This window comes from Allobosea sp. BK604, assembly GCF_004341515.1.
In the GTDB taxonomy this organism is placed as follows: Bacteria; Pseudomonadota; Alphaproteobacteria; order Rhizobiales; family Beijerinckiaceae; genus Allobosea.
This window is the reverse complement of record NZ_SLZF01000011.1, coordinates 253,425-273,031: the sequence shown is the minus strand read 5'-3', so window position 1 is coordinate 273,031 and position 19,607 is coordinate 253,425. Positions and strand designations below refer to the sequence as shown.

Annotated in this window: 22 protein-coding genes; 14 read left to right on the top strand and 8 right to left on the bottom strand. The window is 66.5% G+C overall.

What is annotated here, in order from left to right; genetic code table 11:
• Nucleotides 1-4 precede the first annotated feature (4 nt).
• The 4 genes from EV560_RS29645 to EV560_RS29630 are packed head-to-tail and all read right to left on the bottom strand — an operon-like array spanning nucleotide 5 to nucleotide 3,711.
• Complete coding sequence (locus tag EV560_RS29645) at nucleotides 5-445, bottom strand: tripartite tricarboxylate transporter TctB family protein (RefSeq protein WP_131859436.1); 441 nt, start codon at nucleotides 443-445, stop codon at nucleotides 5-7.
• Nucleotides 442-1,536: a maleylacetate reductase gene (locus EV560_RS29640; RefSeq protein WP_131859435.1), complete on the bottom strand. Its 1,095-nt coding sequence runs from the start codon at nucleotides 1,534-1,536 to the stop codon at nucleotides 442-444. The genes EV560_RS29645 and EV560_RS29640 overlap by 4 nt, the downstream gene beginning before the upstream one ends.
• A gap of 4 nt (nucleotides 1,537-1,540) precedes the next feature.
• On the bottom strand, nucleotides 1,541-2,725 hold the full coding sequence (locus tag EV560_RS29635) for an enolase C-terminal domain-like protein (RefSeq protein WP_248312260.1): 1,185 nt from the start codon (nucleotides 2,723-2,725) through the stop codon (nucleotides 1,541-1,543).
• Nucleotides 2,722-3,711, bottom strand: a complete 990-nt coding sequence (locus EV560_RS29630) for a 2-hydroxyacid dehydrogenase (RefSeq protein WP_131859434.1) — start codon at nucleotides 3,709-3,711, stop codon at nucleotides 2,722-2,724. Before EV560_RS29630 ends, EV560_RS29635 begins: the two co-directional genes overlap by 4 nt.
• Nucleotides 3,712-4,047: 336 nt before the next feature.
• Between EV560_RS29630 and EV560_RS29625 the strand changes: the two genes are divergently transcribed.
• The 6 genes from EV560_RS29625 (at nucleotide 4,048) to EV560_RS29600 (ending at nucleotide 9,875) form a co-directional block, all read left to right on the top strand.
• The gene (locus tag EV560_RS29625; protein WP_165923704.1) at nucleotides 4,048-4,734 is read left to right on the top strand and encodes a GntR family transcriptional regulator; all 687 of its coding nucleotides are present in this window, start codon (nucleotides 4,048-4,050) and stop codon (nucleotides 4,732-4,734) included.
• A 268-nt stretch (nucleotides 4,735-5,002) separates the two neighbouring features.
• Nucleotides 5,003-6,022: a 2-keto-3-deoxygluconate permease gene (locus tag EV560_RS29620; protein WP_131859432.1), complete on the top strand. Its 1,020-nt coding sequence runs from the start codon at nucleotides 5,003-5,005 to the stop codon at nucleotides 6,020-6,022.
• A 1-nt stretch (nucleotide 6,023) separates the two neighbouring features.
• Nucleotides 6,024-7,277 carry a four-carbon acid sugar kinase family protein gene (locus EV560_RS29615; protein WP_131859431.1) on the top strand — a complete coding sequence of 418 codons (1,254 nt, stop codon included), beginning with the start codon at nucleotides 6,024-6,026 and terminating at the stop codon, nucleotides 7,275-7,277.
• On the top strand, nucleotides 7,274-8,287 hold the full coding sequence (pdxA, locus tag EV560_RS29610) for a 4-hydroxythreonine-4-phosphate dehydrogenase PdxA (RefSeq protein WP_131859430.1): 1,014 nt from the start codon (nucleotides 7,274-7,276) through the stop codon (nucleotides 8,285-8,287). Before EV560_RS29615 ends, pdxA begins: the two co-directional genes overlap by 4 nt.
• 135 nt (nucleotides 8,288-8,422) lie before the next feature.
• Nucleotides 8,423-9,181, top strand: coding sequence for a DeoR/GlpR family DNA-binding transcription regulator (locus tag EV560_RS29605; RefSeq protein ID WP_131859429.1), 759 nt, complete (start codon nucleotides 8,423-8,425; stop codon nucleotides 9,179-9,181).
• A 304-nt stretch (nucleotides 9,182-9,485) separates the two neighbouring features.
• Nucleotides 9,486-9,875: a Rap1a/Tai family immunity protein gene (locus tag EV560_RS29600; RefSeq protein ID WP_131859428.1), complete on the top strand. Its 390-nt coding sequence runs from the start codon at nucleotides 9,486-9,488 to the stop codon at nucleotides 9,873-9,875.
• A gap of 57 nt (nucleotides 9,876-9,932) precedes the next feature.
• Here the strand turns inward: EV560_RS29600 and EV560_RS29595 are convergent, their stop codons facing one another.
• Nucleotides 9,933-10,775 (bottom strand): Cof-type HAD-IIB family hydrolase, encoded by an 843-nt coding sequence (locus EV560_RS29595; protein ID WP_165923703.1) that lies wholly within the window; start codon nucleotides 10,773-10,775, stop codon nucleotides 9,933-9,935.
• Between the two features lie 182 nt (nucleotides 10,776-10,957).
• Nucleotides 10,958-11,269 (bottom strand): hypothetical protein, encoded by a 312-nt coding sequence (locus EV560_RS29590; RefSeq protein WP_131859426.1) that lies wholly within the window; start codon nucleotides 11,267-11,269, stop codon nucleotides 10,958-10,960.
• A gap of 340 nt (nucleotides 11,270-11,609) precedes the next feature.
• On the opposite strand from EV560_RS29590, the gene EV560_RS29585 reads away from it, so the two are divergent.
• The 6 genes from EV560_RS29585 to EV560_RS29560 all read left to right on the top strand — a co-directional run bounded on the left by EV560_RS29585 (nucleotide 11,610) and on the right by EV560_RS29560 (nucleotide 16,833).
• Nucleotides 11,610-12,815, top strand: a complete 1,206-nt coding sequence (locus EV560_RS29585) for a GGDEF domain-containing protein (RefSeq protein ID WP_131859425.1) — start codon at nucleotides 11,610-11,612, stop codon at nucleotides 12,813-12,815.
• Between the two features lie 66 nt (nucleotides 12,816-12,881).
• Nucleotides 12,882-13,175, top strand: coding sequence for a hypothetical protein (locus EV560_RS29580; protein WP_131859424.1), 294 nt, complete (start codon nucleotides 12,882-12,884; stop codon nucleotides 13,173-13,175).
• Nucleotides 13,176-13,288: 113 nt separating this feature from the next.
• Nucleotides 13,289-13,801 (top strand): ImmA/IrrE family metallo-endopeptidase, encoded by a 513-nt coding sequence (locus tag EV560_RS29575; protein ID WP_131859423.1) that lies wholly within the window; start codon nucleotides 13,289-13,291, stop codon nucleotides 13,799-13,801.
• Nucleotides 13,802-13,897: 96 nt separating this feature from the next.
• Nucleotides 13,898-14,143 (top strand): YARHG domain-containing protein, encoded by a 246-nt coding sequence (locus tag EV560_RS29570; RefSeq protein WP_465247051.1) that lies wholly within the window; start codon nucleotides 13,898-13,900, stop codon nucleotides 14,141-14,143.
• A 128-nt stretch (nucleotides 14,144-14,271) separates the two neighbouring features.
• Nucleotides 14,272-15,786, top strand: coding sequence for a helicase HerA domain-containing protein (locus tag EV560_RS29565; RefSeq protein ID WP_131859421.1), 1,515 nt, complete (start codon nucleotides 14,272-14,274; stop codon nucleotides 15,784-15,786).
• 75 nt (nucleotides 15,787-15,861) lie between these two features.
• On the top strand, nucleotides 15,862-16,833 hold the full coding sequence (locus EV560_RS29560) for a hypothetical protein (protein ID WP_131859420.1): 972 nt from the start codon (nucleotides 15,862-15,864) through the stop codon (nucleotides 16,831-16,833).
• A 46-nt stretch (nucleotides 16,834-16,879) separates the two neighbouring features.
• Here EV560_RS29560 and EV560_RS29555 read toward each other — a convergent pair whose 3' ends face one another.
• Nucleotides 16,880-17,449: a TIGR00645 family protein gene (locus EV560_RS29555; RefSeq protein WP_131859419.1), complete on the bottom strand. Its 570-nt coding sequence runs from the start codon at nucleotides 17,447-17,449 to the stop codon at nucleotides 16,880-16,882.
• A gap of 282 nt (nucleotides 17,450-17,731) precedes the next feature.
• Between EV560_RS29555 and EV560_RS29550 the strand changes: the two genes are divergently transcribed.
• The gene (locus EV560_RS29550) at nucleotides 17,732-18,145 is read left to right on the top strand and encodes a BA14K family protein (protein ID WP_131859418.1); all 414 of its coding nucleotides are present in this window, start codon (nucleotides 17,732-17,734) and stop codon (nucleotides 18,143-18,145) included.
• A 184-nt stretch (nucleotides 18,146-18,329) separates the two neighbouring features.
• Nucleotides 18,330-19,115, top strand: coding sequence for an exodeoxyribonuclease III (gene xth, locus EV560_RS29545; RefSeq protein ID WP_131859417.1), 786 nt, complete (start codon nucleotides 18,330-18,332; stop codon nucleotides 19,113-19,115).
• A gap of 70 nt (nucleotides 19,116-19,185) precedes the next feature.
• On the opposite strand, the gene EV560_RS29540 is transcribed toward xth, so the two are convergent.
• Entirely contained in the window at nucleotides 19,186-19,551 is a 366-nt protein-coding gene (locus tag EV560_RS29540; protein WP_131859416.1) for a hypothetical protein, read from the bottom strand.
• Between the last annotated feature and the right edge of the window lie 56 nt (nucleotides 19,552-19,607).

Here is a 19,607-nt window from a genome sequence, read left to right as displayed (position 1 = left end):
GGCGTCAGAAACCCCAGGGGCCGCGCGGCAGCTGCAGGTCGAGCAGGTAGCCGAACAGGCCGAGTGTCGCGGCGACGGAGATGACCGCGAGCAGGATCGAGGAGACCCAGCTCGACTGCTCGACTGTGCGCAGCAGGATCAGCATGGTGATCACGCCCGCGGCGGCGAAGCCGAGATAGGGAATGCTCGCCGCCATGAAGGCGAGCCCGGCGAGCACGCCGCCGATCCGCCTCCACCCTGCCCGGTCCGGCCATTCCAGCCCATTGACCGCATGGCCCTTGGTCAGCAGCAGGCCGACACCACCGAGACAGACCAGGATGCCCGCGACGAAGGGAAAGAGCCCGGAATCAGGTCCGTAAGGCCCGGTCAGGCCGATCCGCCAGGACAGCACCGCCGCGGCGGCGCCGACCAGGACCCAGGTGAGGTTGACGAGCCGCTCGATCATGCGGGACGCCGCCCGGCATAGGCGTCCTCCAGCAGGGCGCGCACGCCCTCGATCGTCACCGGGCCGGGATTGAGGCCGTTATCGGTCTCGACCGTAATCTCGGCCGCACGCTCGATATTGGCACGGTCGAAACCGACCTCCTTCAGGCTCGCCGGCAGGCCGACGCCGACCATCAGGTCGAACAGGGCCGCGCCGACATTCTCGACGCCCATCGCATCGGCCAGGCGCTTCATCTCGCGCGGCGCATAGCGGGTATTGTAGGCGGCGACATGCGGCAGCACGAGCGAATGGGACAGGCCATGCGCGATGCCGAAGGAGCCGCCCAGGGTATGGGCAACGCCGTGCTGCAGGGCGAAACCGCCGGTCAGCGCCGCGCCGCCGAGGAAGGCGCCGTAGAGCAGATCGGTGCGCGCCGAAACGTCGTCCGGCGAGGCGGCGACGCGCGGCATTGCCTTGGCAAGCGCGGCCGCGCCCTCATAGGCAGCGCTGACGATCAGCGGGCTGATCGTCGAGACGTAGATCGCATCGACGCAATGGGCGAGCGCATTCATGGCGCTCGCCATGCTGACATCGACCGGCAGCCCAAGCGAAAGCTCCGGATCGTAGATCACGGTCGAAGCCAGCATGTTCAGGCTCTTGTGCATGCGCTTCACGCCATCGATGGTGATGCCGCAGAAACCTGTCATCTCGGAGCCGGAATAGGTCGTCGGGATCGCGACAATCGGCTTGGCATAGCCGAGCCCGATGCCCTTGCCGAGACCGATCGAGGCGCCGCCGCCAGCGCTGACGATGCAGTCGGCCTTCAGATCCGCCGCAAGCTTCTGCCCGCGAACGGTGAGCTCGATCGGGACCTGCGAGATGGCTTCCGGAATGATACCGCAGCAGCGCTCGCCCAAGAGATCGGCGACGCGCTGGGCCAGGTCGGAGCGACCGGGCGTCGAGACCACCACCGCGCGCTTTGCGTCATAGGCCGCCACCGCCTCCGCGACCTTGGCCAGCGAGCCGGCGCCAAAAATGATCCGCGAGGGTGTTGCGTTATAGACGCCGCCGGGCAGCGCGAAATCGCGCCTCGTATCGAAGAGATTGGTCATAGGCTCACCAGTCCACGATCGTGCCGTCGGGCAGGATCGCCGTTGCGGTATGGAAGACTTCCTGCTTGAACGGATGCTTGGCCGCCTCGCGCTCGTTGACCTCGACGCCGAGGCCTGGCGCCTCGGGCACCGCCCAGGCGCTGCCGGTGCGCTTCATCGGCACGGAGACGACATCGTCGTACCAGGGCACGGCGCCGCTCATCTCCTCCTGGATCACGAAATTCGGCGTCGAGACGTCGAAATGCAGCGCCGCCGCGCCGGCGATCGGCCCGTTCGGATTATGCGGCGCGACACCCATGAAGGCCTGCTCGGCGGCAGCGGCGATGCGCTTGCCCTCGAGGATGCCGCCGGTGTGGTTGAGGTCGGGCTGGACGATATGGCAGGCCTTGGCGGCAAAGAGCGGCTCGAATTCCTTGAAGCCGACGAGGCGCTCGCCGGTCGCGATCGGGCAGCCGGCGCGCTCGGTGACGAGGCGCATCGCCTCGGTGTCGCCGGGAATGACCGGTTCCTCGCAGAACATCGGGTTGTAGGGCGCGAGCTCCTCGATGAATTGCAACGCGCCGGCGATCGAGGCCGGGCGGCCGTGGAAGTCGATCATGATGTCGACATGGTCGCCGACCGCATCGCGCAGCACCCGCATCAGCTTGCCGACATGCTTGCGGGCGGGGATGCCGACCGAGAAATGCGCATAGGGGATGAAGACGACCTTGAGCGCGTCGTAGCCCTGTTCGACGACGGCCAGCGCCTTGTCGCGCAAGGCGCCCTCGTCGAAGGTCTCGTAGACCGACTTCATGTCACCGAGCCCGAGATGGGTGTAGACACGCACGCTGTCGCGCGTCTTGCCGCCCAGCAGGCGCCAGACCGGCAGGTCGAGGCTCTTGCCAAAGATGTCCCAGAGCGCGTGCTCGATGCCGCTGATCGCGGTCGCCCCGATGATGCCGAGCCGGTAGTAGCTGTGCTTGTTGAGGATGCGCAGGATCTGCTCGATATCGCGCGGATCCTTGCCGATCAGCAGCGGCTTGAGGTCCTCGACCGCGCCGGTGACCGCGCGCGTCTTCCAGTTCAGGCTCGCCTCGCCCCAGCCATAGAGGCCGTCCTGGTCGGTGACGACCTTGACGAAGATCCAGTTCCTCATCTCCGCGTTGACGACGACGGTCTGGATGTCGGTGATCTTGATCGGCTCGTTCACGATGCTTGTTTCCGGCTGGCGGCCTGGGCCTCGGGCCAGACCTGATTGAGGAGAGGCTCGCCGGCGATGAGGCGGCGGATGTTCTCGGCGATGACGCGGTAGCGCCGGCCCGGCAGTGCGGTGGTCCAGGCCGAGGAATGCGGCGTCGCCACCACGTTCGGGAGATCGAGGAAGGGAAAGGCGGAGGGCTCGGGATCGTCGCCGGCACCGCCGGGATAGCGGTACCAGACGTCGAGGATGGCCCCGCCGATCCCGCCATCCGCCAGTGCCCGATAGAGCAGCTCTTCCGCGACGATCTCGGCGCGCGAGACGTTGATCAGCACGCCCGACGGCTTCATCGCGGCGAGCTCGGCCGCGCCGATGAGCCCGCGCGTGCTTTCGCTCAGCGGACAGGCGAGCGCGACATAGTCGGACAGGCCGAGCAGCTTGCGCAGCTCGCGGGGCGGCACGCGCTCGTCGACCAGCGCAGCGTATTGGCCGATCGAGCGGTCGAGCGTCGCGATGCGCATGCCGAAGGCCCGCGCCCGCTCTGCGATGGCGCGGCCGATCCGGCCGAAGCCGATGATGCCGAGCGTCTTGCCGGCGAGTTCGCCATGCGGCTTGCGGTTGCGATGCGCCTCGCCCCAGCCCGACGCAGTGAAGCGCATGGCATCGGGGCGGATCTCCCAGCTCAGCATGGCATGGAGCACATATTCCGCGATCGGGATCTCGTGCTCGAAGACATTGCAGACCCGGCAGCCCGGTTGCAGCGCGGCGAGATCGATGCCGTCGAGCCCGGCGCCCGGAACATGCAGCAGCGCGAAGGGCGGCGCGCCATCCGGTCGCTTGAGCCGAATGCTGACGACGACATCGTCGGGCGCGATCTGCGAATCGAATTCGGCCGAGGCCGTCGCCTCGCGCGGCAAGGTCGCGATCTCAACGCCCGGGATGAGCGGCGCGAGCACAGCTTGCTGGCGCGCCGCATCGCCGATCAGGACGACCTTCATGACGCTCTCTCGCATGACGCGCTGTCGCCCTCGCCCAACGACGGTCGACCGAAATCGGAGGGCAAGCGACCAGGTCGCAAGGCCATGACGTTTCCCTTCCCACGACGCCCGCAAGCGGCCGTGCCGCTGCTCGCAATTGGCTCTGGCTGATTGTGCGCGGCGCTGCGGAGCGCCTGTCATCGCGGTCGTTCAATGCCCGATGTTTCGTGCATAATGCACGATCTTCCGGGATGCGCAATCCCTTCATCTTTCGTTGACAACAGGCTCAAGTCACTGGCGCCGATCGCATGTTTCATATTAGGATCGTGCACGATCTATGAAAGGATCCCCATGTCGATGGCGCGCACGCCTCCTCGAGCCCTGGTTCGGACCACCGTCTCCGAACAAACCTACGAGGACATCAAGGAGCGCATCATCGACCAGACGCTCCCACCCGGCGCGCGCCTCAACATCGATGCACTGGCGCGCGAGCTGAGCGTCAGCTCGACGCCGATCCGCGAGGCGCTGGCGCGGCTGGAGCGCGAGCAGCTCGTCTCGCTGGAGCTCTACGCCGGTTATTCCGTCGCCCCGCCCCCGCAACCGGAATATCTCGAGGGCCTGCTCGAGTTCCGCATCCTCTGGGAGGGCCATTGCGCGCTGATCGGCGCACCGAAGAAGCGCCCGGAGACGCTGCGGGCGCTCGAGCAATCCTACAAGAAGATGCGCGCGATCAAGCGGCTCGGCACAAAGTATCGGGAATATCGCAAGTTCACCGACGAGGACGCCCGCTTCCACCAGGCCATCATCGACAGCGCCGAGAACCCGGCCATGTCGAAGATCTATGCCGGCCTGCACATCATCCTGCTGCAATCGCGGCTCTATCTGACGCGCAGCGCGACGGGCGCCCCATCCGAGCTGGTGCTCGGCGAGCATGAGCGCATTCTCGAAGCCTTCGTCGCCGGGGACGGCGAGGCGGCACAGGCGGCGATCGCGTCCCACCTCGAAGGCGGCCGTTCCCGCCTGAAGCGAGCCGTCACGGGCTAGATGCTCTAGCCCCTTGTTTTCGCATCGGCTTTTCCGAAAGCCGTAAGCCACTATTCAGGCCGATGCGCTCACAGCCGTCAGGCCCGACCATCGTTGCTCGTCGGGCGCAATGGCTCGGCTCCGGCCGTCAGGACATGGCAAACATGCGCGAACCGCGCAATCTTGCTGCAGACATGCGCGATACGAGCAACTAGATAACCCTTGGGAGGCGAATAGCCGGAGCGGTGCTTCGGCAAAGCTGCGCGGATCGCGCAGTGAGGAGACGACAATGCAGATTCCAATCAAGCGGGCGATCGAACGCGTCCCCGGCGGCATGATGGTCGTGCCCCTGTTGATCGGCGCCCTGATCACCACCTTCTTTCCCGGCACGCCGCAGTTTTTCGGCTCCTTCACCGGCGCGCTTTTCAGCGGCTCCCTGACGATCCTGGCCGTGTTCTATGTCTGCATGGGCGCCAGCATCGACTTCAAGGCGACGCCCTATATCCTGAAGAAGGGCGGCACGCTCTTCGCCGTGAAGGTCGGCTTGGCGGTGGCGCTCGGCGTGACCTTCGGGCGCTTTCTCGGCGAGGCACCCGTAACCGCCGGCATGTTCGCCGGGCTTTCCACGCTCGCCGTCGTCGCCGCGATGAACGACACCAATGGCGGCCTCTACATGGCGCTGATGGGCCAGTATGGCCGCCCGCGCGATGTCGGCGCCTATACGATCATGACGCTCGAATCCGGGCCGTTCCTGACCATGGTGACGCTTGGCGTCGCCGGCCTCTCCGCCTTCCCCTGGCAGACGCTGGTCGGCTCGATCCTGCCGCTGCTGGTCGGCATGCTGCTCGGCAATCTCGACCGCGAGATGCGCGAGTTCCTGAGCCGCGCCATCCCGGTGATGATCCCGTTCTTCGCCTTCGCGCTCGGCGCGGGGCTCGATCTCGCCAAGGTCTGGCATGCCGGCCTGCTCGGCCTCGGGCTCGGTGTCGCCGTCGTCATCGTGACCGGCATCCCGCTCTTCCTGGCCGACCGCGCGACGGGCGGAACCGGCGTCGCGGGTGTCGCCGCGGCCTCGACAGCGGGTAATGCCGCCGCCGTGCCTGCGATCGTCGCAGCCGCCAACCCGGCCTATGCCGATGCGACCGCGCCGGCTACCATCCTTGTCGCGGCCTGCGTCGTGGTGACCTCGATCCTCGTGCCGCTCGCGACGGCCTGGACCTACAAGACCTTCGGCCGCCCGGTCGACCCGGATGCGGAGGTCGAGCCGGCCGAGGCCGCCCCACCTATCGCGACACCGGCTGGGCACTGACATGTCCGGGCGCTGGCTCATCCTCGCCGATGATCTCACCGGTGCGGCGGATTGCGCGATCGCCTTCGCCCGACGCGGCCTCGCGGCGGGCGTAAGCTGGGGTGACGGTGTTGCCTCGGAGGCGCAGCCGGCGGTCTTCTCCTATGATGCCGACAGCCGCGGCATGGCGGCCGAGCCTGCCGCGATCCGGCATCGCGAGCTGCTCGAACGGCTCTTCGCCGCCGATAGGGTGCTCTTCAAGAAGATCGACTCGACGCTGCGCGGCCAGCCCGCTTCCGAGACGGCGGCGACCATCGCCTTCCTGAAGGCCCGCATCGGCGCGGCCTTCGGCATCTTAGCGCCCGCCTTCCCAGCGACCAATCGCACGACCGTCGCCGGCCATATTCATGTCCATGGCCGTCCGCTCGAGGAGGCCGAGGTCTGGGGACGCGACCACAGCTATGGCAGCGCCGATCTCGCTGAGGTGCTCGCTACGGCGGGCGTTGTAGCCGAGATTCTGCCGCTGGCCACCATCCGCAACGGGGTCGAGACGCTCAAGACGGCGCTTGCGACGATCGCTGCCAAGGGCGACATCGTCGCGATCTGCGATGCGCAGACCGATGACGACCTCCAGCGCATCGCCCTGGCGAGCCTGCCGGCGAGCCCCGGCCGCTTCTTCATCGGCAGCGCAGGTCTCGCCCATGCCCTGGCCGCGGTCGCGCCCGGGGATGGCGGCGCGCCGCCACCCTTCGCCCCCTCGGCACAGGGCTCACTGATCGTCGTCGGCTCACTTGCGGCGGCGTCACGAGCCGGTGCGCGCAAGCTCGTCGCCGGCGGTAGCGTCGCGCATGTCCCCGTCGAGCCGGGGATATTGCTGTCCGATCCGGAAGGGCGCATAGCGCTTGGCCGTTCCGTAATCGCCCTGCTCGATTCCGGACAGGATGTCCTGGTCGAGATCGAAATGGGCGAGAAGCCGGACATGTCACTCGGCCCTCGCCTCGTTGCCGGCCTCGCCGAAGCCCTGGCTCCGGTCGCCGCCCGCATGGGCGCCTTCGCCGCGACCGGCGGGGAGACCGCCGCCGCCCTGCTCTCGAGCTTTGGCGTCAACGGCATCCGCCTCGTCGACGAGATCGAGCCCGGCGTCGCGCTCGGCCTGACGCTTGGCGCCCTCTCCGTTCCCGTGGTGACCAAGGCTGGCGCCTTCGGAGACGAGGACAGTCTCGGGCGCATCGCCGAGCGACTTCGAACCATCCGCAAGAAAGGACCCTCGGCATGAGCCCCGCCTCCAGGCTCCCCACCATCGCGATCACCATGGGCGATCCCGCCGGCATCGGGCCGGAGATCATCATGAAGGCGCTGGCGCAGGACGAGGTCCATGCGATCTGCGAACCGCTGGTGATCGGAGACGCTGCCCGCCTGCGGCAGGCCGGCAGGATCACAGGCGTCGATCTGGCAGTCGACTCGCTCGACGATGCCACGCAGGCGCGTTTCGACACCCGCAATGTGCAATGCGTCGATCTCAAGATCGTGCCGCCTGACCTGCCCTTCGGCAAGGTCTCGCCGCTCGCCGGCGAAGCCGCCTTTCGCTTCATCGAGAAGGCGGCGGAGATCACCAGCGCCGGCCAGGCCCAGGCGATCTGCACCGCGCCCCTGAGCAAGGAGGCGCTGCACGCCGCCGGCCATAAATTTCCCGGCCATACCGAACTCCTGGCGCATCTGACCGGTACGCCTGAGGTCTCGATGATGCTGGTCTCGCCGAAGCTGCGCGTCATCCACGTCACCACGCATATCGGGCTGATCGACGCGATCGCGAAGATCGAGCCCGGCTTGGTCGAGCGGGTGATCACGCGCGGGCGCGAGGCGCTGGTCAAGGCAGGTATCGCCGAGCCGAAGATCGGCGTCTGCGCGATCAATCCGCATGCCGGCGAGAACGGCCTGTTCGGCTATGGCGAAGAGGCCTCGAAGATCGCGCCCGCGGTCGAGGCCTGCCGAGCCAGGGGCTGGGACGTGCGCGGGCCGCTCCCGGCAGACACGCTGTTCTTCCTCGCCGGCCGCGGCGACTACGATCTCGTTGTCGCGATGTACCATGATCAGGGCCATGGCCCGATCAAGGTGCTCGGGCTCGAGGCCGGCGTGAACATCACCATCGGCCTGCCGGTGATCCGCACCTCGGTCGATCACGGCACGGCTTTCGACATTGCCGGCACCGGTGTCGCCGATGAGCGCAGCCTGATCGAGGCGCTGCGCCAAGCGGTCGGGCTTGCCCCGAGCCGGCTCGCTGCCTAGAGCATTTTCGAGCGAAGCGGGTACCGGTTCGCGTCAAGAAAATGCGTTAGACCAAAGAGATAGAGCGCTTCGGCGATTCGAAGAAACGCAGAAGCGCTCTCGTCGTTCGGTTCCGCCACCGCCAAGGGTCCGTCCATGCGCAGCAAGGAGCGCCGCTCCCTTCTCCTCGGCACGCTGCAGGCCGGCGAGGTCGACGTCGCGGATCTCGCCCACCGCTTCGGCGTCTCTGCCTCCACGGTCCGGCGCGACCTGCAGCGGCTCTCCGACGAGAACGCGGTCCGGCGCACCTATGGCGGCGCCATTCTGACGACCCATGCGAGGGAAGCCACACTCGGCGAGCGACAGGCGGCGCAGGGCGGCCAGAAACGCGCAATCGCGCATGCGGCCCTCGCCTCGATCGAGGACGGCGATACGCTGATCCTCGATGCCGGTTCGACCGTGCTGGCGCTCGGAATGCTGTTGAAGGGCCGCAGGCTCAGCATCGTCACCAACAACCTCGCCGTCCTGCCCTTCCTGGCCGGCGAGCCCCAGATCGATGTCACCGTGCTCGGCGGAGCCTTGCGGGCGAACAGCATGGGCACGGTCGGCCCGCTCGCGATCGATGCGCTGCGGCGCATCACTGCCGACCGGGTCTTCATGAGTGCGGATGGCGTCGTCGCCGGGCGTGGCCTTTGCGAGGCGAGCCTGGATCAGGTCGCACTCAAGAGCCTGATGATGGAGCAGGCCCGCGAAATCGTGGTGCTGGCCGACAGGACAAAGCTCGGCCGCTCCGAGCAATCGGCCTGGGCGCCGCTGCCCCCGCACTGGCATCTCGTCACCGACGCGCCCGCGACCGACCCGGACGTCCTCGCGCTTGCCGCCGCGGGCGCGCAGGTCACGACCGCCAGGCTTTGACCGTCAGACGGTATCGCCGAAAGCTGCGTGCTCGGGCAGCTCGGCCTCCAGGCGGGGTTCAGCTTTTTCCTGCAGGCGCGTCCCGCAATCGCATGACGCGCCGCCGATCCGATTTGCGTAGCTTGGGCGGCGGCGGCTCCGAACCATGTCCCGGCTCGCCTGATGTGGTCGCGGCTCGGCTTCAGCCCCGTCGCGACATATTTCGCCTGGCCAAGTCTTGAGTAGCCGACCCTTGCCTGGCCGCTGACGTCGTCCCGCGCAATCCCTTCGCCGTTCTCGCATCATGCCCGTCACGAGGTCATTCATGAGAATACAGGCGCTCGTTCTGTCCACCCTGCTGGCCCTGACCGTCGCGCCGTCGATCGCGCGAGCCGATGGTACGACCGGCTGGCTCCTCGAAAAATGCTCGGCTTTCGAGAGGGACGCCGAAATCACGCCCTACTCGATCCGCTACAGCAAGCTCGAATCCGCGCTCTGCTACGGCTATTTCTCCGGCATTCACAGCGTGGCTTTCCTGCGTGACGAATCCAACCACCCCGTCCTCGGCTTTTGCGCGCCGATTGAAACCAAGGCCGATCGCTTCATCAGCATCTTCATCGCCTATGCCCGCTCGCATGGCGAAGACGGCGACCGGCCCGCCGTGACGGCGATCTGGTCCTCGCTCGCCGCGGCCTTCCCCTGCGGGGCTTCCTAGCGACTGCGGGAGACCGGGCCCGCGGCCGCCCTCCCTCATCTTGCCGTCAAGTTCTGATCAGAGCTTCGCCTGGGCGAGGACGAGCTTCTCGATCGCCCGCGCCCAACCTTCCTCGTCATTGGTCGCGGTCACGACATCGGCCTTGGCCTTCACTTCGGGCGTGGCGTTGCCCATGGCGATAACGAATCCGGCGACCGCAAACATCGGCAGGTCGTTCGCCATGTCGCCGAGCACGGCGACCTCGTCCAATGGCACGCCCCAATGGCTGGCAAAGGCGCGGGCCGCATGGCCCTTGTCGGCGGTTGGATGGCTCACATCGAGATAATAGGGCTGCGAGCGACGGGCCGAGGCGAGCGGACCGAGCACCGCCGTCAGTTCCTGTTCCAAGCGAGCTAGCAGGTCGAAATCTCTGGAAGAGGCCACGATTTTGCCGACCTGATCGAGATAGGGCTCAAAACTCGGCACGAGCTTCGGCTCGAATTGCACGGTGTGCAGCTCGCGCGGGACATAGGCGCCCGCTGGATCGGTCAGTAGCCAATCCTCGCCGGCGAAAACCCAGATATCAGCCCCGCCCTTGGCGAGTTCGGCGACCGCGATACGCGCCGCCGCTTCCGGCACGAGGTTCCGCTCGACCACCTTCATGCTGCGATCGACGATGAGGCCACCATTGAAGCCGGCAAACAGGTCGAGCTCCAATGCCTCAGCGATCATCCTCATGCCGCGCGGCGGACGGCTCGACACTGCCGCCAGCCCGATCCCCGCCTCGCGCAGCTTGCGGGCCGCCGCGATCGTCGCCGGAGCCAGCTGCTTGTCATGGTCGACCAGCGTGCCGTCCACGTCCGAAACCACGAGCGATATCCGCTTCGACGGCCTGGCCTCTGCCTGCTCTACCCCGCTCACGCCGCATCTCCCGGACAGGTTACCGCCGGGAGCTGGATCAACGGACCGGATATCGTATCCGGTCCGTTGATCCAGCTCCCTGTTTTCGCATCGGCTTTTTCCGAGAACCGCGCGCCGGTTTTCGGGCCGATGCGCTAGCAGTCGCCCATCTGGCCTGCGGAGGCAATGCGCTTGCGCGGCGATCAGACTTTGATGTCGGCGAGCATTCCCGTCCGCTTGTCGCCGCCTGCATTCAGCTGCTTCAGGATCTCGTCACGGATCTTGCCGGCAAGCTCGGCCTGGGCCTTCGGGTCCATCTTCTGGAATTCCTCTTCCGTCACTCCGAATTTCGCGAGCATCTGCTGATGCAGCCGCTCGGCCGGAGTCATCTGCGCGTATTTGAGGAATTTGGCCTCGGCCGTTGCCGTCTCGGCCGCCTTGGAGGTCAAGGTCGAGCCGCGCTTCAGCGCGTCGGCCAGTGGCATGGGCGCGGAGCCCTGGATCGACATCGACATTGCAATCTCCCGATCGGTTGCACCGACCAAGCAACGCTCGGGCCAATGGCGATCGGCAGAAAGATGCAGTCTTATCAGAGCGTTACGATCACCGGCAAGCGGCGTGCGGTGGTGATTCCGCCAAGGCTGGGAAGAAATTGCCCGGCAGATTTTGCTTGATCCCGTCGGCCAGCCAGCCGGAAGGCAACGGCACCTCTCGGGCCGGTGCCGCGCATCTCTCAGGATTGCGCAAGACTCTTGAAACCCTCGCATTGGAAAGCCGTGAGGCTCCTGCTGCGAATGCCGTGCCGAGCGCTACATAGCAAAGCACTGTTAGGGTCTGACGAGCAACGTCGCGTCCGTGCACGCTCCGCAACACATCACGATAGCGGCCGAGCCGCCGCTTCAGGCGCATCGCGACGCCTATGCGGAGCAGCGCGCGCGCGATTTCCGCAAGCTGCGTTTCACGCGAAAGCTCGAACGCGAGTTCCTGCTGCATATGCGCGCCGACCAGCGCATGAGCACACTGGTCTGCATCGTCACCGCGCTCGGCATCTGGCTCGCTTTCATCATCCTCGACCTGTCGCGACTGAACGCGCTGCGCGAGCTTTTCGCGGGGCATCGCGACGTCGAATTCGCGATGGTGCTGCGCATCGCGACGCTCGCCTCCATCGCGTCGCTGCTCTACGCGCTGTTGGCGCGGCGGCTGCCGCGCGCCTACCACCGGCTCTCGATGCTGGTGCTGATGCTGATCGGCTCGGCCAGCGCCTTCATCGCCAACATGTACAAGCTGCGCGACCTGCCGCAGGCCGATCTGGCGCAACTCGTCATCATCGCAGCGGTCTTCCTGCCGGTCGGACTGACTTTCTACCAGAGCCTCGGGATCGCGCTGGTCATCGCGATCCTGACCACGGTGCTCGGCCTCGTCATGCTCGACGAGGTTCATATGCTCGAGCATATCAGGCTGTCGCTGCTGCTGTTCTTCGCCGTCTTCGTCAGCGCGGTCGGCGCCTACCTGCGCGAATATGCCCAGCGCGATCAGTTCCTGCTGCGGCGCATCCTGCATAACCACGCCATGTCGGACGCGCTTACCGGCATCGACAACCGCCGCAGCTTCGAGCAGCACGCCGCGATCTCCCTGCTCCAGGCAAGGCGCGACCGGGTCGGCGTCGTCTTCGCCGTGCTCGATATCGACCATTTCAAGCAGTACAACGACCGCTATGGCCACCAGGCCGGCGATCGCGCGCTCGGCCAGGTCGCTGGCGCGATCTCCTCCTGCCTGCGCCGACCGATGGATATGGTGGGACGCATCGGCGGCGAGGAATTCGCCATCGTGCTCTATGGGGTCGACACGGCGCAGGCCGGGCGCATGCTCGACGCCATCGCGCGAGCCGTCGCCGATCTATCGATTCTCCACGAAGCCTCGCAGACCTCCGACTGCCTCACGGTCAGCGTCGGCGCCGCCACATTCGACGGTACTGAGACCTTGGAGCAGCTATACAGACGGGCTGACCTCATGCTCTATGAGAGCAAGAGAAACGGGCGCAATCGTCTGACCTTGTGCTGAGCGGTTCGGACAAAGCCCCCTCTCGTCCATTCCGCCCTGTGGGGGGCATAGGTGGAGGCTTGAGTCATGCTCGCTACTGGACTTCTCTCGCTGTCCTTGTCGACAGGACTGTTCGTCCCTATCGCCGACACCGTCCCTCGTTTCGACATCGAGGCGGGGTGTCGTGGCGTCGCCGCCGCTGGCGGCACCGCTAGCGGCTGCCGCGAAGAGGAGCGGAATGCACTGGCCTCGCTGGAGACGAAATGGGCGGGCTATCGCCCGGCAAACCGCACTGAATGCCTCGAGGCGTCGCGGCTCGTGGGCACGCCGAGCTACGTCCAGCTCCTGACCTGCCTGGAAATCGCCGCCAACAAGCCCTGAGCGGAATCAGGCAGGTTCGGCGCTTACCTATGCAAGTTCGGCGCTTACGCATGATTGAGCGCCGTTTGACTTCAGGCTAGGCTGCTCGCGCTCCGTCACGGGAGGCTGCGATTATGCCCGCATTCCTGACCGACACCCAGATCGATGCCCGCGCCCTGGCCCATCGTCGCGAACTCGGCTTTCGCGACGACAGGGGCGTCGATTTCATCGCCCTGATGACCAAGCTTAAGGCGCGCTACCCGAATTTCGCCTATGAGCGCGTGCCCGACGGCCAGCTCGGCGAGGCCGAGGCGCAATGGGACTCCAAGGCCAAGCGCCTGCTCATCCCGGACAGCGTCTTCGCCGCCGCCAATCGCGGCGAGGGCCGCGCCCTGATGACGGTGGCGCATGAGGTTGGCCACGCCCTGCTCGGCCATGAGGGCACGCTCCACCGCGCCCCCGCCGGCAATCGGGCCGAACGGCTCTCTCCGCGCATTAGGGCGATGGAATATCAGGCGAGGCGCTATGCCGCCGCCTTCCTGATCCCGGATATCGAGGCGGTCCGGCATATGAGCGCCGGCGAGATGAGCGAGCATTACGGCGTCAGCATGAGCGCCGCCATGGTGCGCAAGAGCGAGCTGAAATAGCCTTGCCGCCGGGCTCCTGATCGCCCAATCTGTCGCCCTCCAGGGCTGCCGATGGGGCGAAGAATGCTGCGCAAGAGCTTGATCATTTTGGCATTTGTGACAGCGGCGGGGAGCGGTGCCTCGGCCCAGACCCGGGCGCAGACCTGTAACGACCTCTGGCTGGCGCGCAACGAGATCTACAAGGCGCAGGGCTATTGCTTCCGCACCCAGCGTGCCATTGCCGCCTTCGGCAATGCCGGCTGCCAATATGACAATATCGACGACGTGCCGCTCTCCGCCAATGACCGGCGCCGGGTCTCCGGCATCGTCGGGCAGGAACGCGACCTGGGCTGCCCGCGCTGACCTGGGCTGCCCGCGCTGAATTGCCGTAGGCCCGATAGCTGTGGAAGGCTGTCCGTGTGGCACCGGCAGCACGATTCGTCGTGCTAGAAGCGTCGGTCGAGACAGCGTTTGAGGACCAAGACCACGGCATGACGACGGGCATCGACATGGGGTCGACACGAGACGGCTCGCCCGCCTTGCTCGATCTCCCCGAGCTGCTGGCGACGCGCCTCCTGGTCCAGGGTAATTCCGGCTCGGGCAAATCGCATCTGCTGCGACGCCTGCTCGAGCAGAGCGCGCCGTTGGTGCAGCAGGCCATCATCGATCCCGAGGGCGATTTCGTCTCGCTCGCCGATCAATTCGGCCATGTCGTCGTCGATGCCGCCTGCGGCGATACCGAGCTGCAGCGCATCGCCGCCCGGGTCCGGCAGCACCGCGTCTCGATCGTGCTGAACCTCGAGAATCTCGATGCCGACGAACAGCTGCGCGCGACAGCGGCCTTCCTCGGCGGCCTGTTCGATGTCGACCGCAGCATGTGGTTTCCGATGCTGGTCGTGGTCGACGAGGCCCAGCTTTTCGCGCCGGTGATGGGTGGCGAGGCCTCGGACGAGGCGCGCCGCCTCTCATTGGGCGCGATGACCAACCTGATGTGCCGGGGTAGAAAGCGCGGCCTTGCCGGGGTCATCGCGACCCAGCGCCTCGCCAAGCTCGCCAAGAACGTCGCGGCCGAGGCCTCGAACTTCCTGATGGGCCGCACCTTCCTCGATATCGACATGCAGCGCGCCTCCGATCTGCTCGGCATGGACCGGCGCCAGGCCGAGATGTTCCGCGATCTCGAGCGCGGCCAGTTCGTGGCGCTCGGCCCCGCCCTGTCGAAGCGGCCGTTGCCGGTGCGTATCGGCACGGTCTCCTCGGTTGATCGCGGCAGCGCCCCGGGCCTGATGCCGCTGCCCGAACAGGCGCCCGAGGATGCCAGCAAGCTGATCTTCGAGGCCGGCGCCAACGAGCCGGCGCCAACGCCCTGGCCGCCGCGCCCGGCAGCAGCCCGCCCGCGCCCGCCGGCCAATGACGTGCTGCGCCAGATCGAGAGCTATCGCCCGACGCCCATGCCAGAGCCCGAGCCGGAAATCCCGATGGAGCCGGAGGAGCGCGAGGCGATCATGGCCGAGATCCTGCGCGAGCTGATGGCCGACCCGGAGACGCGAACCCGCCAGGTTGCGGTGCTCTATCAGGATTTCACCGTCCGCTGCCGGATGCGCCGGGTCGCCTCGGCGCATCTGAGCCTCGACGAGTTCCGCCGCCGCCTCGCCATTGCCCGCGCCGGCGCGAGCGAGGGCGTGACCAGCTCGGAAAGCTGGCAGGGGGCGCTCGCCGCCGCCGCCTCGCTGCCCGAGGATCTCCACAGCCTGTTCCTGTTCATCGTCCGCAGCGCGATCGAGCAGGTGCCCTGCCCTTCGGATGCTGAATTGGCCGCCGTCTATGGCAGCCACTCGCCAAGCCGTGCCCGCCGGCTGATCGGTTACATCGAGGAGCGCGGCCTCCTCGTCTGCCATGTCGATTTCCGCGGCCAGCGCACATTGGCGCTGCCGACGCTCGGGCTGGAGACCGCGCCAGGACTGGCCCAGCCGAGGACGGCCGGACTGCCCCGCAGCGCACGCGGATGACCTGCGCAGTCTGTGACTTCAGTCACAGACGAGACCTTGCCTCACCGCGATCGTGCCGCCGGGAGGGTTGACGCGATGCTCACGATGCCGAGGACGACAGGGCTGGCCGCCATCATTGCGCTCTGCCTGCCAGGGCTCGCCTTGGCGCAGCAATGCGACATCAAGGATATCGACACGTTCGGACCGGCCGGATCGACGCAGGAGCGCATCCATCTGGTCAATCGGGATGGCGGCGCCAGCGAGGCGGATGATCTCATCGTCTTCCGCGCCAAGCTGCGCGTGAATACCGACGGCGCGCCGACCTCCTATTCGCCGACCGATCTCACCGGTACCGTCAACGCCATCAACAACATCTGCAACGGCGTATCGGTCAAACGCATGAGCAACGGCCGCACGCTCGCCTGCGCCGATGCGCGCACGGTCTTCGCGAATTTCCGCGACGCGAACTGGCGCGAGCCCGCCGGCTTCACGATTCGCTGGCAGAATGTGCTGGCTGCCCGAACCGTCGATGGGCGGCAGGTGCCCTGCATCTTTCAGGAAGGGCCGAACAAGGGCTATTTCGGCTCGCTGACCACGCTTCGCAACGGGCTCGGCGGCTCGGCCGCCGGCGAATGCCTCGTCAACGACCAGATCGACCATCGCCACATTCCGGCGCTCGTCCTGCCGGGCGGCGACAATGCACTGCGACGCTTCGGCGCCCGGATCGGCGACCTCGCCATCGCCCATAATCCCGCCACGGGTGTGACGCAGGCCGCGATCCTGGCCGATAGCGGCCCGGCCGACAATCTCGGCGAGGGCTCGGTCGCGCTCAACATGGCGCTCCTGCAACGAAACGAACAGCCGAAGACCTATCCCGAAGCGCTGCGCCTCGACACCGGCAACAGGCAGATCCTGGTCGCCATCATCCCGCGCTCGGCCGGCTTCGAGCGCCAGCGTCCCTACTCCGCCCAGAACATCTCGGCGCGCGTCACCAGCTGGCTCGCCAGTCATGGCTATGGCGAGCAGGCCGGATTGGCCCAGGCGATCGATCCCTGTGCGCCGCGCTGACTCCGCCCGAGCGGGGGATCGGCCCCGCCCGCGGCGATTCGTCGGCTCAGTGGTGCTTGCCGGCCGGCAACGTCATCCGGTCGACCCAGGCGATGCCGATCGCCGACAGGATGAACACGACATGGATCATCGTCTGCAGCAGGACGCCGGTCTCCGTGTAGTTGGCCGTGCGCCCGGCAATGCCGATATTGCCGGCTTCGATGAAGGTCCTGAGCAGATGGATCGACGAGATGCCAATGATCGCCATGGCGAGCTTGATCTTGAGCACGCTGGCATTGACGTGGCTGAGCCATTCCGGCTGGTCGGGATGGCCTTCCAGGCGCAGCCGCGAGACAAAGGTCTCGTAACCGCCGACAATGACCATGATCAGCAGGTTCGAGATCATCACCACGTCGATCAGCCCGAGCACGACCAGCATGATCTGCTGCTCGCTGAAATCGAACGAATGCGCGACGAGGTGCCAGAGCTCCTTGAGGAACAGGAAGACGTAGACGCATTGCGCCACGATCAGGCCGAGATAGAGCGGCAATTGCAGCCAGCGCGAGCCGAAAATGATCAGCGGCAGCGGCCTCAGCGGTCCGGCGGAGTGCGGCTGGGTTGCTTCGGGATGCGACATGGGCTGCGTCCGATCCTTTCAAATGAACATGATGTTTTGCGATGCAATATCGTGCGACGTACATGGTATGAGCCGGCGCGGCGCGCAAGCGACGATGATGTTTCGCGCCGATTGAAGATCAAGTTTGCGACAAGAGGCGTATCGCCGGCTTACAGGCAGATGAAAATTCGCCCATATTCACCGCTAGCACTTCCTTGAACCAGCGTTGCGCGGTACTTTCCGCTAAGCCAGAGGAACAGTGGGCGTTCCTCTCACGTTGGTGAGGAAAAGGAGTTTTTCGTCATGATCAAGACCCTGACCATCGCCGTCGCTCTGGCCGGCACTGTCGTGCTCGCCGCGCCGGCGAGCGCCGCCCCGCTGAGCGCTTCTGCCGGTTCGGCCGCGTTCAGCGAGGCCGGCAAGGATCTGGTCCAGAACGTTCAGTACCGCCGTTACGGCTATTATGGCCCACGCTATGGCTACGGTTATCGCGGTGGGTGGCGCGGCCCGGCGGTTGGCGCCGGCGTGGCGGCCGGCATCCTCGGCGGCGCCCTGGCGGCCGGCGCTCTTGCAGCCCCGGCCTATCCGCCCCCGGCGCCGGTCTATGCGGCGCCCGATGCCGACGCGATCGCCTATTGCTCGCGCCGCTTCCGCAGCTACGACCCGGAGACCGGCACCTATATCGGCTCCGGCGGCGTGGTCCGCGCCTGCCCCTGAGCAGCACCGCGGCTGGCTGGCCGCCTGAAGCGAGATCCGGCCTCCCCGTGGCGACGCGGGGAGGCCTTTTTTTCTGCCTGATCCCCAGCTCCTGACTCGCCCGGACGTCGCCACGGCTTCGAATGGGCTTGTCCCCTCGCGCCGCTGCCGCTTAGGTTGCGCCGGTCTGATTTGGAGCACGCCGTTGCGCATCGCCACCTGGAACGTCAATTCCGTCCGCCAGCGGCTCGGCCATCTGCTCGATTTCCTGAAGGAGGCGGAGCCCGACGCGCTCTGCCTGCAGGAACTGAAATGCCTCGACGCCGATTTCCCGCGCCGCGAGATCGAGGAGGCCGGCTGGCAGGTCGAGACCCACGGCCAGAAGACTTTCAACGGCGTCGCGATCCTTAGTCGCGCCAAGCTCGAGGATGTCAGGCGCGGCCTGCCGGGCGACGAGAGCGACGAGCAGGCGCGCTATCTCGAAGGGGTGCTGCCATTCGGTACGGGCGTCGTGCGCCTGGCCTCGATCTACCTGCCGAACGGCAACCCGCCGAATACCGAGAAATATCCCTATAAGCTCGCCTGGATGCAGCGGCTGACGACGCATGCGAAGACGCTGCTCGCCCATGAGGAGCCGCTCGTGCTCGCCGGCGACTACAATGTCATCCCCGAGCCGCGCGATGCGCGCGATCCGGCCGCCTGGATCGACGACGCGCTCTTCCTGCCTCCGACTCGCTCGGCCTTCCGCGGCCTGATCAATCTCGGCCTGACCGAAGCCCTGCGCGCCACCACCGACACCCCCGGCCTCTACACCTTCTGGGATTATCAGGCCGGCGCCTGGCAGCGAAACAACGGCATCCGCATCGACCATCTGCTGCTCTCGCCGCAGGCAGCCGACCGGCTCGGCGGCGTCGGCATCGCCAAGCATGTCCGCGGCTGGGACAAGCCCTCCGACCACGTACCGGTGATGGTGGATCTGCGGCCGCACTGATCCCAAGCCCTGCGCATCGGCCCGAAAACTGGATTGCGGTTTTCAGGTCGATGCGAAAACAAGAAGCCAGCTATTGCGCGGAGCCGCGCTTCACCCCGTTCTTGATGAAGACCCGAAACGGCGTCGTGCCGCTCGCGCTGCCATCGGCCGAGCGCCATGCGCCGTTAGAGCAGAGCGTGCCGCCCTGAATCGCGACGGCATCGAAGCTGATCACGTTATGATAGGTCGTGCCGTTCGGTTCGATCGCCCGGAAATGCGTCGTGCAGACGCTATCGGCGACGACCGGATCATAGTCGTGGATCATGATGCCGCCCCCGCCCGTGCTCGGAAACGGGTTCGTCAGCGGCGCCCAGGCCTCGTAATTCTCCTGCGCCGCCACGACGACGGTCGCGAGCAGCAAGGTGGCTCCTGCGAAACATGTCCTGACGCTGATCATGGCGGATCTCCCCGGTCTGTCCGAGGATTACGCCGCAGCAGCTGGAGCGGATGCAG

Excerpts from the sequence above, each read along its gene's own strand:
- EV560_RS29540 (WP_131859416.1), bottom strand. The coding sequence starts at position 19,551 with ATGATCAGCGTCAGGACATGTTTCGCAGGAGCCACCTTGCTGCTCGCG.
- EV560_RS29555 (WP_131859419.1), bottom strand. The coding sequence starts at position 17,449 with ATGTCGCATCCCGAAGCAACCCAGCCGCACTCCGCCGGACCGCTGAGG.
- EV560_RS29575 (WP_131859423.1), top strand. The coding sequence starts at position 13,289 with ATGCCCGCATTCCTGACCGACACCCAGATCGATGCCCGCGCCCTGGCC.
- EV560_RS29605 (WP_131859429.1), top strand. The coding sequence starts at position 8,423 with ATGCGCAGCAAGGAGCGCCGCTCCCTTCTCCTCGGCACGCTGCAGGCC.
- EV560_RS29620 (WP_131859432.1), top strand. The coding sequence starts at position 5,003 with ATGCAGATTCCAATCAAGCGGGCGATCGAACGCGTCCCCGGCGGCATG.
- EV560_RS29560 (WP_131859420.1), top strand. The coding sequence starts at position 15,862 with ATGCTCACGATGCCGAGGACGACAGGGCTGGCCGCCATCATTGCGCTC.
- EV560_RS29625 (WP_165923704.1), top strand. The coding sequence starts at position 4,048 with ATGGCGCGCACGCCTCCTCGAGCCCTGGTTCGGACCACCGTCTCCGAA.
- EV560_RS29565 (WP_131859421.1), top strand. The coding sequence starts at position 14,272 with ATGACGACGGGCATCGACATGGGGTCGACACGAGACGGCTCGCCCGCC.
- EV560_RS29590 (WP_131859426.1), bottom strand. The coding sequence starts at position 11,269 with ATGTCGATGTCGATCCAGGGCTCCGCGCCCATGCCACTGGCCGACGCG.
- EV560_RS29580 (WP_131859424.1), top strand. The coding sequence starts at position 12,882 with ATGCTCGCTACTGGACTTCTCTCGCTGTCCTTGTCGACAGGACTGTTC.
- EV560_RS29645 (WP_131859436.1), bottom strand. The coding sequence starts at position 445 with ATGATCGAGCGGCTCGTCAACCTCACCTGGGTCCTGGTCGGCGCCGCC.
- EV560_RS29630 (WP_131859434.1), bottom strand. The coding sequence starts at position 3,711 with ATGAAGGTCGTCCTGATCGGCGATGCGGCGCGCCAGCAAGCTGTGCTC.
- EV560_RS29615 (WP_131859431.1), top strand. The coding sequence starts at position 6,024 with ATGTCCGGGCGCTGGCTCATCCTCGCCGATGATCTCACCGGTGCGGCG.
- EV560_RS29550 (WP_131859418.1), top strand. The coding sequence starts at position 17,732 with ATGATCAAGACCCTGACCATCGCCGTCGCTCTGGCCGGCACTGTCGTG.
- pdxA (WP_131859430.1), top strand. The coding sequence starts at position 7,274 with ATGAGCCCCGCCTCCAGGCTCCCCACCATCGCGATCACCATGGGCGAT.
- EV560_RS29640 (WP_131859435.1), bottom strand. The coding sequence starts at position 1,536 with ATGACCAATCTCTTCGATACGAGGCGCGATTTCGCGCTGCCCGGCGGC.
- EV560_RS29600 (WP_131859428.1), top strand. The coding sequence starts at position 9,486 with ATGAGAATACAGGCGCTCGTTCTGTCCACCCTGCTGGCCCTGACCGTC.